Genomic DNA, 15,102 nt, shown 5'->3' on the forward strand with positions numbered 1-15,102 from the left:
ATCGAGGACGACGATGCAGATGAGGCGCAGCTCGAGCGCGATGACCGCCGCCGTCGCGGTGGTGGCCGTCGGCGGGTTGTCGGCGTGCGGCCGGGTGGATCCCGACGACAAGCCGTCCGGGTCGCGCCCACCGGCGCAGATCATGGTCTCGGCCGCGATCACCGACGACGGCGTGACGCTCTCGCCCTCGCGGGTCGGCGCCGGCCCGGTGCGGATCCTCATCAGCAACCAGACGTCGGGCGAGCTGCGCACGACGCTGCGTGATCGCGACCGCGCCGAGGCCGGTGCCCGCGCGACGAAGCCGATCGGCCCTGGCGGGGTCGCGGCGATCCAGGCCGTCGTCCGGCCGAACCGGACGTACCGGATCACGACCACGGGGGACTCCCCCGTCTCGGCCGCCACGCTGCGCGTCGGCAAGGAGCGCAAGAGCTCCGACGACGAGCTCCTGCTGCCCTGACGCCGTGCGGGACCCGTCCGGCGGCCCTCGCCGGACGGCGCAGCGGGCGCCGTACACCCGCGCCCGATCCGGGACATGATGACCGGACGGATTGTCCGATGAGACGGGGCGAATCGCCGCTCGGCGGGGGAGCCGCCGCAGAACGCGACCGCCGGTAGGCTTCGCCGCCGTCCCCGACGAACGACCGGAGCGAGTAGGCCAGATGACCGTCGACCTGACCCAGATCCAGACCGTGGACGTGGCCCCGGGCGAGCTGCCCGCGAAGATGGCCGCGTGGGTGATCCGCGAGGACCGCTTCGGCGAGCCCAGGGACGCCATCCAGCTCGAGGAGGTCGACGTCCCGCAGCCCGGCGCGTTCGAGGTCATCGTGCGCGTCATGGCCGCCGGCGTGAACTTCAACAACGTCTGGGCCGCCCTCGGCAAGCCGGTCTCGATCTTCAAGTACGGCGACCACCCGGAGTTCGGCCACCACATCGGCGGCTCGGACGCGTCGGGCATCGTCTGGAAGGTCGGCGAGGGCGTCACCCGCTGGAAGCCGGGCGACGAGGTCGTCGTGCACTGCAACCAGGCCTCCTACGAGGACGTCGAGGTCCACGGCCTCGATCCGCTCGCCGCGCCGTCGCAGCGCATCTGGGCCTACGAGACGACCTGGGGCTCCTTCGCGCAGTTCTGCAAGGTCCAGGCGCAGCAGCTGCTGCCCAAGCCGAAGCACCTCTCCTGGACCGAGGCCGCCTCCTACGGCCTGACGTACTTCACCGCCTACCGCATGCTCATGGATCAGGCGAAGATCCAGGCCGGCGACAAGGTCCTCGTCTGGGGCGCCGCCGGCGGCCTGGGCGTCTTCGCCACGCAGCTCTGCAAGGCGGCCGGTGCCGAGTCCGTCGGCGTCGTCTCCAGCGACGAGAAGGGCGAGCTCGTCAAGCAGCTCGGCGCCAAGGGCTACATCAACCGCAACGAGTTCAGCGGCATGATGCGCAAGGGCGGCGAGACCCCCGAGGAGGAGAAGGAGCGCTTCCTCACCTCGCGCGCGTTCACGAAGAAGGTCACCGAGATCCTCGGCGGCGCCCCCGACGTCGTGTTCGAGCACGTCGGCCAGGCGACGTTCCCGACCTCGGTCCTCGCCGTGAAGCCGTTCGGCAAGGTCGTCATCTGCGGCGCGACGTCCGGCTACAACCTCGACTTCGACGTCCGCTACCTGTGGATGAAGCAGAAGGAGATCATCGGCTCGCACTTCGCGAACGCCTGGGAGGCGACGCGCGCGAACGCCCTGATCGACGAGGGCAAGGTCAAGCCCGTGCTGTGGAAGACCGTCGGCTTCGACGAGGTCGCCGACGCCCACCAGCTGCTGCGCGACAACCAGCACCTCGGCAAGATCGCGGTGCTCGTCGGCGCCACGAGCGACGACGAGGGCCGCACGGCCGACGGCCCCGGCGCGATCCGCGCCGAGGTCGGCGCCTGAGCCACCCGCGCTGACCCCGGTCCTCGGGGTCACTCATCTAGGATTCCCGAGCCGGTCGGCCTCCGTGGCGGCCGGCTCGCGTCCTTCCCTCCCACGTGAAAGCCTGAGCGACATGGCGCTTGCGATCCACCTGCCCTACTACGCGACCGGACTCCGGGCCGACCAGCTCGGCGAGGCGCTCGAGGGCCTGACGGCCGACCTCCTCCGCCACGGCGCGCACGACGTGCGCCTGTACCGCTCGAAGGAGGACGCGTACCGCTTCCGCCAGGTGATCGTCGTCGCGTCCAAGGCCGACTGGACGCGGATCTGGAACAGCGAGTTCTTCATCGACTTCCGCACGACGAAGATCGCGCTCTACCAGAAGCCGCTGGCCTACGAGATGTACGAGGTCATCTCCTCCGGCCTCGCGCCGGACCCCGAGACGCAGGACGCGCCCGTCCAGAACGAGGGCACCGCCTCGGCGCCCGTCGTCGGCAGCTCGCCGGGCCTCTCGGCCTGACCTCCGGCCGCGTCGCGCGCGTCGTCGCGCGACGCCCGCCCGGCCTCCGGCCATGAAGAAGGCGCCCGTGAGGCGCCTTCGTCGTTCCGAGACGGTCCCGAGGGACCGGGTGCGTCAGGCCTGCTCGAGCGGGGCCATCGTGAGGCCCGCGTCGCGCAGCTGCTCCCAGTAGAGCTCGGCGAGCTCCAGATGGCCGGTCCAGACGATCGCGACGCCCGCCTGGTGGATCCGGTCGGCGATCCGGAAGCCGGCGTTGACGTCGACCCCCGGGATGACGCGGGCCAGCGTCGTGGCCACGTGGTCGAACGTGTTGTGGTCGTCGTTGCAGACGATCACGTTCCAGGCGCCACCGAGGCCGGTGCCGGGCCCGGCGGCGTGGGTCTGCTCGATGGTCTGGCTCACGGCGGTGCAGGGTAGTGGCTCGCGGGTCGCGACGCCGGGCCGATGCCCGGGTCGTGTGCCGGGGCGAGTCCTGGACCCGGCGCGCGGCCGTCGCGACGACGACCGACCTCGACCTTAGCCGCCCGCCGGACGGAGCGCATCCCCGATCGCGCGCCGCCGGGGTGATTCGCCGGGGGTGCCCGGCCGAAGTCCGGGGTGCTTGCCGGGGGGCCTCCCCGTGGCGCCGGGGCGGTGGTCCCAGCACGCTGGGGACATGCCGATCACCGCCGCCGCGCCGCGCCGCGCGCTCCTCCCGATCTCTGCCCTCGCGCGCCGCCGCCGGCTCCTGCCGCTCCTGCTCGTCCTCGCCGCCCCCGCGGTCGTCGTGCCGACCTCCGCGTCGGCGGCGGCGTCCGGGAGCCGGATCTACGCCGTGACGTTCAAGGCCGAGCTGCAGGAGTCCTGGCAGTACCGGGAGTCCTTCGCCGACGACTGCCAGCTGACGGGCGCCCTGTGCACCCGCGAGGAGGTCGGCCAGGGCGCGACGCGGACGACGCTGCGCACGCGGCGCCCGCACCGCCTGACGGTCCTGCGCGGCGCCGGGAGGCGTCCCCCGGTCATCGGGGCCGATGCCGACCCGGTGCCGCTCGTCGGCGAGACCGTCCGCGCCGGCTCGCTGAAGACGACGTACGGCGGTCCGTGGAAGGCCGGCAACCCCGACCGCGCCGCCGACGACGAGGGCTGCGGACGGCAGGCCCTGCGCGAGGAGGTCTCCTTCGCCTGGCGCGGCACGAAGCGCGTGGCGCCGTCGATCGTGCTCGGGTCGCTCGACGGCGCGTGTCCCGACGGCCCGTCGGCGGCCCCGACCTGGAACGACGACGCGTCGCCGTCGCTCATGGACGTCCTCGCGTCGGCGTCGCCGTCGAGGTTCCGCGGGACGAAGCAGTTCACGATCCGCGGCAGCCGCACGTTCACCGGGGGCTGGCCCTCGCGCAGCAGCTCCTCGCGGACGACGCGCCTCTCCTCGTCGGGGGACACGAAGGCGACCTGGACCTGGGAGGCGACGTTCCGGCTCGTCGCGCGCCGCTGAGCACGCCGGTCGCGCGCGGGGGCCGTTGACCCACGCGGCCGGGTCCTCGATCCTCTGGCCGATGGCCGAGGACCTCCCCCACGTCCACCGCTACGACGCCGAGCTGCACTGGACCGGCTCGACCGGCGAGGGCTACGACGCCTACGACCGCTCGCACCGCGTCCGCTGCCCGCCGGTCGACGAGCTGCTGACGCTCTCCAGCGATCCCGCCTTCCACGGCGATCCGGGCGAGCTGGACCCCGAGCGGCTGCTCGTCGCCGCCGCGGCGTCCTGCCAGCTGCTCGCGTTCCTCGCGGTCGCCGCGCGCGCCCGGATCGACGTCGTCGCCTACGTCGACCACACCGTCGGCGAGATGCCCGAGCGCCCGCGCGGGACCTTCATCGAGCGGATCGTCCTGCGCCCGACGATCACCGTCCGCGGGCGCCCCGCCGAGGAACGGCTGCGCAAGCTCGTCGACCTCGCCCACCGCGAGTGCTACATCGCCAACAGCCTGCGCAGCGAGGTGCTCGTCGAGCCCGAGATCGTCTACGTCGGCGAGGCCTGAGCGGCTACGCCTCGCCGTCGCGGCGCTTGGCGACCTGCTTCCAGTACCGATCCAGGCCGGCCCAGAGGCCCTCGAACGGCCCCGCGGCGTAGTACGTCGGCAGGCCCTCCTCGCCGGCGCGCTCGAGCACCCACGCGCGGATCCAGTCGGCCATCCCCATTGCGTCGGTCGTGCGGGCCGCGCGGGCGAACTCGTCGAGGGCGTCGTGCATGCCCGCGATCTGCTCGTCGGCGTCGCCGACGGTCACGCCGAAGTGCATGAACGCCAGCGCGCGGGGGTTCCACGACGCGACGGTGTCCAGCGACGCGTGCCAGAGCGGCGGGTCGATGTCCGGCGGGGGCGTCGGCGGCAGCGCCGGTCCGCCGTCGATCCGGATGCCGGTGACGTCGCCGGTGTAGGCCACGCCGGAGTCCTCGTGGAAGTAGCAGACGTGGTGCTGGGCGTGCCCGGGCGTGTAGGCCACCCGCCAGCCGTCGATCGCCTCGCCCCCGCGCAGCACCCGGATGTTCTGCTCCGGCACCGGCACGACCTCGCCCCAGAGCATGTCGAAGTAGTCGCCGAAGACCTTCCGCGCGCTGGCGACGAGCCGCGTCGGATCGATCATGTGCTTCGCCCCGCGCTCGTGGACCCACACCTCGAGGTTCGGGAACCGCTGCACGAGCGCGCCGGCCGCGCCGGCGTGGTCGAAGTGGATGTGCGTCAGCAGGACGCGCCGGGGCTCCTCGCCCTCCAGGCCCTCGAGCAGCCGCTCGACCGAGCTCTCCGCGCCCGGATCGATGATGTGGCCGTCGAACCAGTGGGCGCCCATCGCCTTGGGCTTGCCCAGGTGCATGAGGTCGATGGTGCGGGGCAGGTCGGAGCTCACCCCGACGACCCTAGACAACTCGGCCCCGCGCCCGACGGGCCCGGCCGTCCCCGGCGCGCCCGGCGCCGGGGGGCGCGCGCCCCCCGTCGGTGGGCCGCTGCGACCGATTCGCTACCTGCGGTAGGGCTGACACCGCGTCGAGGTACGTGGACGTCCGCGCATCGCCCCCCGATCGGGCGACCGGCCGTACACTCCCGGGGATGAGCGAGCATCGCCTGCCGCAGCCAGACCGCCCGTGGCTCATGCGGACGTACGCCGGTCACTCGACGGCGAAGGCGTCCAACGAGCTCTACCGCTCGAACCTCGCCAAGGGCCAGACCGGCCTGTCGGTCGCGTTCGACCTGCCGACGCAGACGGGCTACGACCCCGACGACGAGCTCGCCCGCGGCGAGGTCGGCAAGGTCGGCGTCCCGGTCAGCCACATCGGCGACATGCGCGTCCTCATGGACGGCATCCCGCTGAAGACGATGAACACGTCGATGACGATCAACGCGGTGGCCGCGTGGATGCTGTCGATGTACATCGTCGCGGCGGAGGAGCAGAACCCCGACGAGGATCCGGAGGCGATCCAGCGGGCGCTCCAGGGCACCACCCAGAACGACATCATCAAGGAGTTCCTGGCGCGCGGCACGTACGCGTTCCCGCCCGGCCCCTCGATGCGGCTGATCGCGGACATGATCGCCTACACGGTCGAGCACGTCCCGAAGTGGAACCCGATCAACATCTGCAGCTACCACCTGCAGGAGGCGGGCGCCACGCCGGTCCAGGAGATCGCCTACGCGATGTCCAACGCGATCGCCGTGCTCGACGCCGCGAGGGAGAAGGTCGACCCGGCGCTCATGCCGAAGGTCTTCTCGCGGATCTCGTTCTTCGTCAACGCCGGCGTCCGGTTCATCGAGGAGCACGCGAAGCTCCGCGCGATGAGCGTCCTCTGGGAGGAGCTCGGCCGCGAGCGCTACGGCGTCACCGACGAGAAGGCGCTGCGCTTCCGCTACGGCGTCCAGGTCAACTCGCTCGGCCTGACCGAGGCGCAGCCGGAGAACAACGTCCAGCGGATCGTCCTCGAGGCGCTCGCCGTGACGCTCGGGCGCAACGCCCGCGCCCGCGCGCTCCAGCTGCCGGCGTGGAACGAGGCCCTCGGCCTGCCGCGCGCGTGGGACCAGCAGTGGGCCCTGCGGATCCAGCAGATCCTCGCCTTCGAGACCGACCTGCTCGAGTACCCCGACATCTTCGAGGGCTCGAAGGTCATGGACGGCCTCGTCGGCGAGCTGCTCGAGGGCGCCCGCGCCGAGATGCAGGTCGTCGCCGAGCACGGCGGCGCGGTCGAGGCGGTCGACTACATGAAGGGCTCGCTCGTGGAGAGCCACCGCGAGCGGATCCAGCGGATCGAGGCCGGCGAGCAGATCGTCGTCGGCATCAACAAGTACACCGAGACCGAGCCCTCCCCGCTCACGGCGGCCGGCGACGGCGGCATCATGACCGTCGACCACGCCGTCGAGCAGCAGGCGAAGGACGCGATCGCCGAGTGGCGCGCGGGCCGCGACCAGGCCGCCGTCGAGGCGGCGCTGCAGCGCCTCGCCGAGGTCGCCCAGAGCGACGAGAACATCATGCCCGCGTCGATCGAGGCCGCCCGCGTCGGCGTCACGACCGGCGAGTGGGCGCGCACGCTGCGCGGCGCGTTCGGCGAGTTTCGGGCGCCGACCGGCGTCGGCGAGGCCGCCTCGGCCGACCCGAGCGGCGCGCTGCAGGAGGTCCGCGACGAGGTCGAGCGCGTGTCGGAGGCGCTCGGTCGCCGGATCAAGATCCTCGTCGGCAAGCCCGGCCTCGACGGCCACTCCAACGGCGCCGAGCAGATCGCCGTCCGCGCCCGCGACGTCGGCATGGACGTCGTCTACGAGGGCATCCGCCTGACGCCGTCGCAGATCGCCCAGAGCGCGCTGCAGGAGGGCGTCCACGTCATCGGCCTCTCGATCCTCTCGGGCAGCCACAAGGAGCTCATCCCGGCGGTCATCGAGACGCTGAAGGAGCGCGGCGTGGACGTCCCGGTCGTCGTCGGCGGGATCATCCCCGAGGCCGACGTCGCCGGGCTGCAGGCCGCCGGGGTCGCCGGCGTCTACACCCCGAAGGACTTCGACATCTCGGTGATCATGCGCGACATCACGCGCCTGGTCGCCGAGGCCAACGGCGTGCTGGACGAGGCCGACGTCGACGCGCCGACCGGCGGCGCGCTCGAGACCGAGACGACCGCCTGAGCCCCGCTCCACGGGTCGCCGCTCCGCCGGTCACCCGTGGATCGCCGCGGTCCGCGGACCAGGCGTCGCGGCGCTCCGACGAGGCGGTCTGCGGCGCCGCGGCCGGCCACCGGCCGCACCCGGTCAGCGGGTCGCGCGCCGGACCGCGTCGCGCGCCAGCAGCCAGGACGCCCGCGCCGCGCCGACGTCCTGGCGCAGCGCGCGCCACGCACGCCGGCGCGGGGCCACCTCGACCTCGTCCCCGGCGTCCCCCGGCGCGAACCGCTCCCGCTCGACGCGCAGCGCCAGCGCGCCGACCGACGGGCCGATCGCGCCGAGCGGCTCCTGAAGCTCGCGCAGGCTCGTCGCCGGCGCGGCGCCGGCGAGCCGCGCGAGCAGCTCCCCGAGCTCGCCGTCGTCGCCCCGCTCGCGCCCCCGCCGCCGCCGGACCGCGTACGCCGCGCCGCCGGCTCCGAGCAGCGCGAGCGCGCCGCCCGCCAGCCACCCGCCCCCGGAGCCGCCGCCGGTGCCGCGGCCGGTCGCGGCCGCCGCCAGCGGGTCGACGTCGTCGACGGTCGCCGCGTCCCCGGCGGGCGTGACGTCGAACGGGACCCAGCCGGTGCCCGGGAAGTACACCTCGATCCACGCGTGCGCGTCCTGGTCGCGCACGACCCAGCGGCCGTGCTCGCGCGTGCCGGTCGCGAAGCCGCTGACCACGCGGGTCGGCACGCCGTTCAGCCGCAGGAGCAGCGCCGCGGCGCCCGCGAACTGCTGGCAGTAGCCCGCGCGGGTCGTCGTGAGGAAGTCCAGCAGCGGATCGGCGCCGGCCCGCGGGACGTCGGTCGTGTACCGGTAGCGGCCCGAGCTGCGCAGGTGGTCGCGCACGCGGCGCACGACCTCCAGCTGCGAGCCGGCGTCGTCGCCCAGCTCGTCGGCGATGCGGCGGACCTCGCGCCACGGGTCCTCGTCATCGCCGAACCAGTCCAGCAGTTGCAGGCCGTCGCCCCGCGGGGGCCCGCCCCCGTACGGACGCAGGCGCGTCCACCGGTCGTAGCGCTGGTCGGTCGGGATCTGGACGCCCTCGAGGTCGGCGACGTCGGCCCGGACGACCTCGGCGGTGACCTCGTACGTGCCGCCCGACCGCGGCCGGCGCGCCACCTCGCGCGCCTCGCCGCCGACCTCGCGCAGCGATCGGTTGCCGTCGACCGCCGTCACGCGTCCCGGCGCCACGACGAGCTGGTTGCGCAGGCCGCGCACGGTGACGGTCATCGTCTCCTCCGTCGCCCGGGGCTGCGGCAGCGCGTCGTCGACGTAGCGGCCGAAGCGCCAGCGCCGGCCGACCGCCCAGCCGTGGCCGTCGAAGCGGTCCAGCGCCTGCATCCGCCAGAGCGCCGGCTCGTCGGCGTCGATCTCGAGCATCGTCCGGCCCGTCCGCCGGTCGTTCAGCGGGCCGTAGGACTGGCCCGTGTCCAGCCGCGTGAAGGGCGCCGGACGATCGACGAGGGCGAACGGCAGCCACGGCTCCTCCGGCGCGACGGCCTGGGCGATCGCGACGGTGCCGCCGACGAGCACCGCCGTCGCGGGCACGAGCGCCAGGACCCGACCGCGCGCGAGGCACAGCACGGCGCCGGCCACGAGCGCCGCGCCCGGCCAGGCGCCGTCGTCGACCTGCGTCAGCGCGACCGCCGCCCCCAGCGGCAGCCCCGCGAGCGCGACGCCCGCGAGCGCCCACGGCCGGCCGCGTCGCAGCAGCCAGCCGACGAGCACGAGCACCGGGCCGGCGACGAGCAGCGCCGCGGCGAGCGGCCAGGGATCGTCGACGACCGGGCCGCGCGCGGCGACCGCGAGCTCCCCCGCGCCCGACGCGAGGTCGTCCGCGCTGGCGCCCAGCGCCCGCGGGGCCAGCGCCGAGAGCGGGACCCCGGCCAGGAGGAGCGACAGCGGGAGCCAGGCCACGACGGCCCGGGCCGCGATCCGCGGGGCGAGGTGGCCCGACAGCACGGCCGCCGCGCCGAGCGCGGGGATCGCCGACCACCACCAGCCCGCGCCCAGGAGCGGGCGCCACGCGAGGACCGTGGCGACCCAGAGCACCAGCAGGCCCGCGATCCGCGTCGCGGTCCACGACGTCGGGGCGGACGCCGGCACGGCGTGCGCGGTCACGAGCGGGCTCCCTCGAGGCGGCGCACGCCCGGCGGCAGCGCGGCGAGCAGCGCGCCGGCGTCGGGCGGTGCCGCGACGGCCCGGATCCGCCGGCCCCCGACCGCCAGGCGCTCCGCGACCGCGGCACCGGGATCCAGCTGCGCCAGCCCCCGGTGCACCGCCGGCCAGTCCGCGACGGGATCGACCACGGTGACGGGCCGGTCGTCGCCCGGCAGCAGCACCCGGCAGCCGCCGGTCCGCAGCAGCCGCTGGACCTCGCCGGTCGCCGTCCGCGCGGCCCAGGCGACCGCGGCGAGGTCGTCGCTGCCGGCCGCGTCGACGACGACCAGCGGCAGGCGATCGCGTCCCGGCTCGGCGGCGCGCTCGTGCAGCTCGCCGATCCGGGCCGAGGCCCGCCACGCGATCCGGCTCATCGGCGAGCCGGGCACGTACGGCCGCAGCCCGTCGGGCTCCGGCTCGCCGGCGCGGTGCGGCGCCGCGTGCTCCGCCAGCGGCGGGGTCGCCGCGGGCGCGGGCAGGACGAGCACCGGCTCGGGCGCGCCGACCGGCACGACGCGCGCCCAGAGCCCCAGGTCGTCGCGCACGCGCAGCGCGGTCGCCCCGACGACGTGCGGCCCGGGACGAGCGATGACGCACGTCGCCTCCCCGCCCGCGTCCGGCATCCGGCGCCAGCCCTCCGGCGTGGCGACCTCGACGTGGACGGGCAGGCCGCGCGGCAGCCGCCACGCCAGCCGCAGCGGCAGGGGCTGCCCCTCCACGACCTCGCGCACCCGCAGCGTCCGGACCGGCCGCACGCGGCGCGCGGCGAGGAGCACGAGCAGCCGGGCGCCGACCACGAGGCCGAGCAGCCCGAGGCCGAGGGAGAAGAGCGCCACCGACCCCTGGGCGGCGCCGCCGAGCACGAGCCCCGGCGGCACCCCGAGGAGCAGGATCGCGCGCCTCACCGCGCCGGCACCGTCGCGAGCGCGTCGGCGACGACCTCGGCGCCGGCGTCGGGCGGCGCGGCGGCCACCGGATGGATGCGGTGCGCGAGCGTCGCGTGCGCGAGGTCGCGCACGTCGTCCGGCAGCACGTGGTCGCGGCCGTCCAGCGCGGCGCGCGCCTGGGCGGCGGCGAGCAGCTGCAGGCCGGACCGCGGGCTCGCGCCGGCGTCGGCGAGCGGGTGCTCGCGCGTCGCCCGCAGCAGCGCCACGACGTACCGGCGCAGCGGGTCGGTCGCGGCGACCGCCTGCACGCCGGCACGCGCGGCGAGGAGCTCGTCGCGGTCGGTCACCGGATCGAGCGCCGCCGCCGGCGCGTCGCGCAGCAGCGCCTCCTCGTCGGCGGCGGACGGGTAGCCGAGCGACAGGCGGGCGAGGAAGCGATCGAGCTGGGCCGGCGGCAGCGGGTAGGTGCCGTCGTAGCCGTGGCTCGGGTTCTGGGTGGCGATGACGACGAACGGCGACTCGAGCGCGTGCGAGACCCCGTCGACGGTCACCTGGCGCTCCTGCATCGCCTCGAGGAGCCCGGACTGCGTCTTCGGCGTCGCGCGGTTCAGCTCGTCGACGAGGACGACGTTCGCGAACACCGGGCCCGGGTGGAACTCGAACGTCCGCGTCTCGGCGTGCCAGACCGTGGCGCCGAGGATGTCGGCGGGGAGCAGGTCGACCGTCGCCTGCACGCGGCTGAACCGGCCGCCGATGGTGCCCGCCAGCGACCGGGCGAGCTGCGTCTTGCCGACCCCCGGCCGGTCCTCGAGCAGCAGGTGCCCGCCGGCGAGCAGCGCGGCGAGGACCGTGTCCAGCACGTCCTCGCGGAGCCGCACGCCGCGGCGCACCCCGGCGCGCAGGCGGTCCCCGAGCGCGGCGATCTCGCGGGCCGCCAGCGGCGCTCCCGGCGCCGCCGCTGGCACCTCACGGGCCGGCGTCGCGTCGGTGACCGGGAGGTGACGGCGCACGTCCTCGGTTCTACCGCCCCTCGCCGCGCGAGGCGCCGGGTGCTCCACGGACCTACGAGCCGGCGAGCGCCTCGCCGGCCCGCTCCTCCGCGAGCGTCGGGTAGTCGACGTAGCCCTCGGGCCCCGCCGCGTAGAAGAGCTTCGCGTTCGCGAGCGTCGTGGGCGCGTCCCGGCGCCAGCGCTCCAGGAGGTCCGGGTTGCCGATCCAGGCGCGGCCGACGGCGACCGCGTCCGCCTGGTCCTCCGCGACGATCGCGACGGCCTCCTCGCGCGGGGTGCGCTCGGCGAAGCCGCTGTTCAGGACGAACGGCGCGCCGTAGCGGGCGCGCAGGTCCGCGATCAGCGCGGAGTCCAGGTCGCTGAGCGCGTGGACGTACGCGAGGGCCAGCGGCGCCAGCGCGTCGGCGAGCGCTCGGTGGCTGTCGCCCCCGTCGGACTCGACGCTCTCGTGCGCGCCGTGCAGCGGCGAGATCCGCAGGCCGGTGCGGTCGGCACCGACCGCGTCGGCCACCGCGCGGACGACCTCGGCGGGGAACCGGGCGCGGGCCTCCGCGCTGCCGCCGTAGGCATCGTCGCGACGGTTCGTGCCGTCGGCGAGGAACTGCTCGAGGAGGTAGCCGTTGGCGCCGTGGACCTCGACCCCGTCGAAGCCCGCGTCGATCGCGCGCCGCGCGGCGTCCGCGAAGTCGCGGGCGATGCCGGGCAGCTCGTCGGCCTCGAGCGCCCGCGGCGCCGGGATCGCCGCCGCCGCCTCGGTGTCCGTGAAGATCGTCAGCCGCTCCAGCGGGGTGGCCGACGAGGACACGAGCTCCTCCCCCGACGTGTCCGGGTGCCCGACCCGGCCCCCGTGCCAGAGCTGGGCGACGATCCGCCCGCCGGCCGCGTGGACCGCGTCGGTGACCTGACGCCACCCGTCGCGATGGGCGTCGCTCGCGAGCCCCGGCGTGCGGGGGTACGGCTTGCCCTGGGGCGTCACCCACGTCGCCTCGCTGACGATGAGGCCCGCGCTCGCGCGCTGGCCGTAGTACGTCGCCATCAGGGCGTTCGGCGTCCCGTCCGCGTCCGCGCGGTTGCGCGTCAGCGGGGCCATGAAGAGCCGGTTCGGCGCCTCGATCGCGCCGAGGCGCAGGGGACGGAGGAGCGGGGCGAAGTCCGGAGCGTCGGTCACCCGGCCGACCCTAGCCAACCGGATCGGGCGCCCCGCTTCGCCGGGGGCCGGGCCGAGCCGGCCGTTCGCGCGGCGGCGGGCGGCGGGCGCGTCCGGCGGGTCGGTGGCGGTCCGGCGCGTGGACCGTGCGCGACACGCACGCGCCGCGGCCCGTGTCGCCGGCCACGCGTGTCGTGCCAGCCCCGGGGGCCGGGGCTCGGGCGACGCGCCAGAGCGGAACGGCGGGTCCGGGCGCGCGTCCATACGATGGGCGGCGATGGACGACGACCTGGGCGCGACCCTCGCCGCACGGCTCCGCGACGGTGATCGCGCGGCCGCGCCGGCGGTGCTGAACCTCGTCGAGAACCGGACGCCGCAGGCGCGGGCGCAGACGGCGGCGCTGCTGGAGGCGCTCTCCCCCGCCGGGCTCGGGCGGGAGCCGGACGGGCACGTCGTCGGGGTCACCGGGCCGCCGGGCGCGGGCAAGTCGACGCTGCTCGGGGAGCTCGTCGCGGCGCTGCGGCGGGCCGGGCGGACGGTGGCGGTGCTCGCCGTCGACCCGTCGAGCCGGCGCAGCGGCGGGTCGCTGCTCGGGGACCGGGCGCGGATCCTCGTCGACCCCGACGACGACGACGTGTTCATCCGCTCGACCGCGGCCGGCGACCGGCTCGGCGGGCTGGCGTGGGCCACGCGCTCGGCCGCGCAGGCGCTCGCGGTCGCCTTCGACGTCGTGATCGTCGAGACGGTCGGCGTCGGGCAGTCGGAGACGGACGTCGCCGACGTCGCCGACACCGTCGTCGTGATCGTCCAGCCGGGCTCCGGCGACGTCCTGCAGTTCCTGAAGAGCGGGATCATGGAGATCCCCGACGTCCTCGTCGTCACGAAGGCCGACCTCGGGCGGATCGCCGATCGGGCCAAGAGCGACGTCCGCGCCGCGCTGCGCTCGGTCGGCAACCGGACGACGAAGGTCGTCTCCGTGAGCTCCGTCCCGCCCGCCACCGGCTTCGACGACCTCATCGGCGTGCTCGACGCGCACCGCGAGCAGCTCGACGTCGAGGCGCACCGCCGCGACGCCCGGCGCCGCACCGCCGTCGACGACTTCCGGATCGAGCACGGCGAGCGCGCGCTGCGGGCGCTCGGCGGCCGCGCGAAGGCGCTGCGCGTCCTGGCCGACGCGGACGACCGGCACGCAGTCCCCGAGCTCGTCGCCGTGCTCGAGGCCGCCGCGCCGCGCCCCACCTGAGCGCGCGCGCCGCCGACCGGCCTCGGTCCCGGCGACGACGTCGACGTCACGCCCACCCGTCGAGGAGCGCGGCGGCGGCGCCCCCGTCGGTGGGCGGATGCCGCCTCGCGACGGAGCGCGGCTGGACGCCTCAACGAGTGCCCGGTCATCGCGTGATCCGCTCCTCGGTCATCCGTCGACGCCCGCTCATGGGGTCCGGGTCGCGGTGCCGACGCTGGTGGCAGGAGGAGGCCCGTCCGGCCTCCGAGATCGACAGGAGCAGTCATGCGCACCACCCCGATCGCTCACCACCGTCCACGCCGCGCGACCGGCGAGCAGCTGGGCCGGATCTGGGAGCAGTACCGCGCCACCGGCGAGCGCCGCCACCGCGACGACCTCGTGTTCCTCCTGACGCCGATGGTCCGGCACATCGTCGGCCGCAAGGCCCGCCAGATCCCCTCATACTGCGAGCTCGACGATCTAGCGGCCGCCGGCTTCGAGGCGCTGCTCGTCTCGATCGAGCGCTTCGACCCAGCGAAGGGCGCGACGCTCGACCAGTTCGCCTGGACGCGCATCCACGGCGCGATCCTCGACGAGCTGCGCCGCCGCGACTGGGCGCCGCGCTCCCTGCGCCGCTGGGAGCGCGACGCCGAGCGCACCACGCAGGAGCTGCGCCTGGAGACCGAGCGCGAGCCGACCGAGGGCGAGGTCGCCGAGCGCCTGGAGATCTCCGTCGAGGAGCTGCGCCAGCGCCGCGAGCAGCTGACGATGGCCGAGGTCGAGTCGCTCTCCACGCCGGTCTCCGGCAACGACGGCACGATCCGCGAGCGCAGCGACGTCGTCGTGTCCGACGACGAGACGGTCCAGCCGGAGACGGAGACCCTGCGCCGCGAGGCGCACGAGCTGCTCATGGAGGCCGTCAGCGAGCTGCCCGCCCGCGAGCGCAGCGTCGCGCTGCTGCTGTACTTCGAGGGCCTGCGCCTGCGCGAGATCGGCGACCTGCTCGGCGTGTCCGAGTCGCGCGTCTGCCAGATCAACGGCTCGATCCGCCGTCGCCTGCGCACCGCGCTGGGCGACCACGCGGACCTGCTGGTCGGCGCCGTCCGCTGAG

At 75.4% G+C, this 15,102-nt stretch carries 14 protein-coding genes; 8 read left to right on the top strand and 6 right to left on the bottom strand.

Going from position 1 to position 15,102, the window contains the following annotated elements:
• Positions 1-19 precede the first annotated feature (19 nt).
• From SK069_RS14475 to SK069_RS14485, 3 genes are all read left to right on the top strand, one after another.
• Complete coding sequence (locus SK069_RS14475) at positions 20-457, top strand: hypothetical protein (protein ID WP_319954957.1); 438 nt, start codon at positions 20-22, stop codon at positions 455-457.
• A gap of 202 nt (positions 458-659) precedes the next feature.
• Positions 660-1,916 carry a crotonyl-CoA carboxylase/reductase gene (gene ccrA, locus SK069_RS14480; protein WP_319954958.1) on the top strand — a complete coding sequence of 419 codons (1,257 nt, stop codon included), beginning with the start codon at positions 660-662 and terminating at the stop codon, positions 1,914-1,916.
• A gap of 112 nt (positions 1,917-2,028) precedes the next feature.
• Entirely contained in the window at positions 2,029-2,415 is a 387-nt protein-coding gene (locus tag SK069_RS14485; RefSeq protein WP_319954959.1) for a hypothetical protein, read from the top strand.
• Positions 2,416-2,529: 114 nt separating this feature from the next.
• On the opposite strand, the gene SK069_RS14490 is transcribed toward SK069_RS14485, so the two are convergent.
• Positions 2,530-2,817 carry an ATP-dependent Clp protease adaptor ClpS gene (locus tag SK069_RS14490; protein ID WP_319954960.1) on the bottom strand — a complete coding sequence of 96 codons (288 nt, stop codon included), beginning with the start codon at positions 2,815-2,817 and terminating at the stop codon, positions 2,530-2,532.
• A gap of 253 nt (positions 2,818-3,070) precedes the next feature.
• On the opposite strand from SK069_RS14490, the gene SK069_RS14495 reads away from it, so the two are divergent.
• Together SK069_RS14495 and SK069_RS14500 are read left to right on the top strand one after the other, a co-directional pair.
• Entirely contained in the window at positions 3,071-3,886 is an 816-nt protein-coding gene (locus tag SK069_RS14495; RefSeq protein ID WP_319954961.1) for a hypothetical protein, read from the top strand.
• A gap of 61 nt (positions 3,887-3,947) precedes the next feature.
• Positions 3,948-4,430, top strand: a complete 483-nt coding sequence (locus SK069_RS14500) for an OsmC family protein (protein ID WP_319954962.1) — start codon at positions 3,948-3,950, stop codon at positions 4,428-4,430.
• A 4-nt stretch (positions 4,431-4,434) separates the two neighbouring features.
• On the opposite strand, the gene SK069_RS14505 is transcribed toward SK069_RS14500, so the two are convergent.
• Complete coding sequence (locus SK069_RS14505) at positions 4,435-5,295, bottom strand: MBL fold metallo-hydrolase (protein WP_319954963.1); 861 nt, start codon at positions 5,293-5,295, stop codon at positions 4,435-4,437.
• Positions 5,296-5,495: 200 nt separating this feature from the next.
• On the opposite strand from SK069_RS14505, the gene SK069_RS14510 reads away from it, so the two are divergent.
• Positions 5,496-7,547, top strand: coding sequence for a methylmalonyl-CoA mutase family protein (locus SK069_RS14510; RefSeq protein WP_319954964.1), 2,052 nt, complete (start codon positions 5,496-5,498; stop codon positions 7,545-7,547).
• A gap of 123 nt (positions 7,548-7,670) precedes the next feature.
• Here the strand turns inward: SK069_RS14510 and SK069_RS14515 are convergent, their stop codons facing one another.
• From SK069_RS14515 to SK069_RS14530, 4 genes are read right to left on the bottom strand one after another with little or no spacing between them, the layout of a single operon-like run.
• The gene (locus tag SK069_RS14515; RefSeq protein ID WP_319954965.1) at positions 7,671-9,686 is read right to left on the bottom strand and encodes a transglutaminase family protein; all 2,016 of its coding nucleotides are present in this window, start codon (positions 9,684-9,686) and stop codon (positions 7,671-7,673) included.
• Entirely contained in the window at positions 9,683-10,630 is a 948-nt protein-coding gene (locus SK069_RS14520; protein ID WP_319954966.1) for a DUF58 domain-containing protein, read from the bottom strand. Before SK069_RS14520 ends, SK069_RS14515 begins: the two co-directional genes overlap by 4 nt.
• Entirely contained in the window at positions 10,627-11,622 is a 996-nt protein-coding gene (locus SK069_RS14525; RefSeq protein WP_319954967.1) for an AAA family ATPase, read from the bottom strand. Before SK069_RS14525 ends, SK069_RS14520 begins: the two co-directional genes overlap by 4 nt.
• 52 nt (positions 11,623-11,674) lie before the next feature.
• Positions 11,675-12,790, bottom strand: coding sequence for an alkene reductase (locus SK069_RS14530; RefSeq protein ID WP_319954968.1), 1,116 nt, complete (start codon positions 12,788-12,790; stop codon positions 11,675-11,677).
• A gap of 256 nt (positions 12,791-13,046) precedes the next feature.
• Between SK069_RS14530 and SK069_RS14535 the strand changes: the two genes are divergently transcribed.
• Entirely contained in the window at positions 13,047-14,012 is a 966-nt protein-coding gene (locus tag SK069_RS14535) for an ArgK/MeaB family GTPase (RefSeq protein ID WP_319954969.1), read from the top strand.
• Positions 14,013-14,276: 264 nt separating this feature from the next.
• Positions 14,277-15,101 (top strand): sigma-70 family RNA polymerase sigma factor, encoded by an 825-nt coding sequence (locus tag SK069_RS14540; protein WP_319954970.1) that lies wholly within the window; start codon positions 14,277-14,279, stop codon positions 15,099-15,101.
• The last annotated feature ends 1 nt before the right edge of the window (position 15,102 follow it).

It is taken from the genome of Patulibacter brassicae (assembly GCF_033949425.1).
In the GTDB taxonomy this organism is placed as follows: Bacteria; Actinomycetota; Thermoleophilia; order Solirubrobacterales; family Solirubrobacteraceae; genus Patulibacter; species Patulibacter brassicae.

What these genes read in the sequence shown, in the direction of transcription:
- SK069_RS14475 (WP_319954957.1), top strand. Translation starts at nt 20, where the DNA reads ATGAGGCGCAGCTCGAGCGCGATGACCGCCGCCGTCGCGGTGGTGGCC.
- SK069_RS14510 (WP_319954964.1), top strand. Translation starts at nt 5,496, where the DNA reads ATGAGCGAGCATCGCCTGCCGCAGCCAGACCGCCCGTGGCTCATGCGG.
- SK069_RS14495 (WP_319954961.1), top strand. Translation starts at nt 3,071, where the DNA reads ATGCCGATCACCGCCGCCGCGCCGCGCCGCGCGCTCCTCCCGATCTCT.
- SK069_RS14540 (WP_319954970.1), top strand. Translation starts at nt 14,277, where the DNA reads ATGCGCACCACCCCGATCGCTCACCACCGTCCACGCCGCGCGACCGGC.
- SK069_RS14535 (WP_319954969.1), top strand. Translation starts at nt 13,047, where the DNA reads ATGGACGACGACCTGGGCGCGACCCTCGCCGCACGGCTCCGCGACGGT.
- ccrA (WP_319954958.1), top strand. Translation starts at nt 660, where the DNA reads ATGACCGTCGACCTGACCCAGATCCAGACCGTGGACGTGGCCCCGGGC.
- SK069_RS14500 (WP_319954962.1), top strand. Translation starts at nt 3,948, where the DNA reads ATGGCCGAGGACCTCCCCCACGTCCACCGCTACGACGCCGAGCTGCAC.
- SK069_RS14485 (WP_319954959.1), top strand. Translation starts at nt 2,029, where the DNA reads ATGGCGCTTGCGATCCACCTGCCCTACTACGCGACCGGACTCCGGGCC.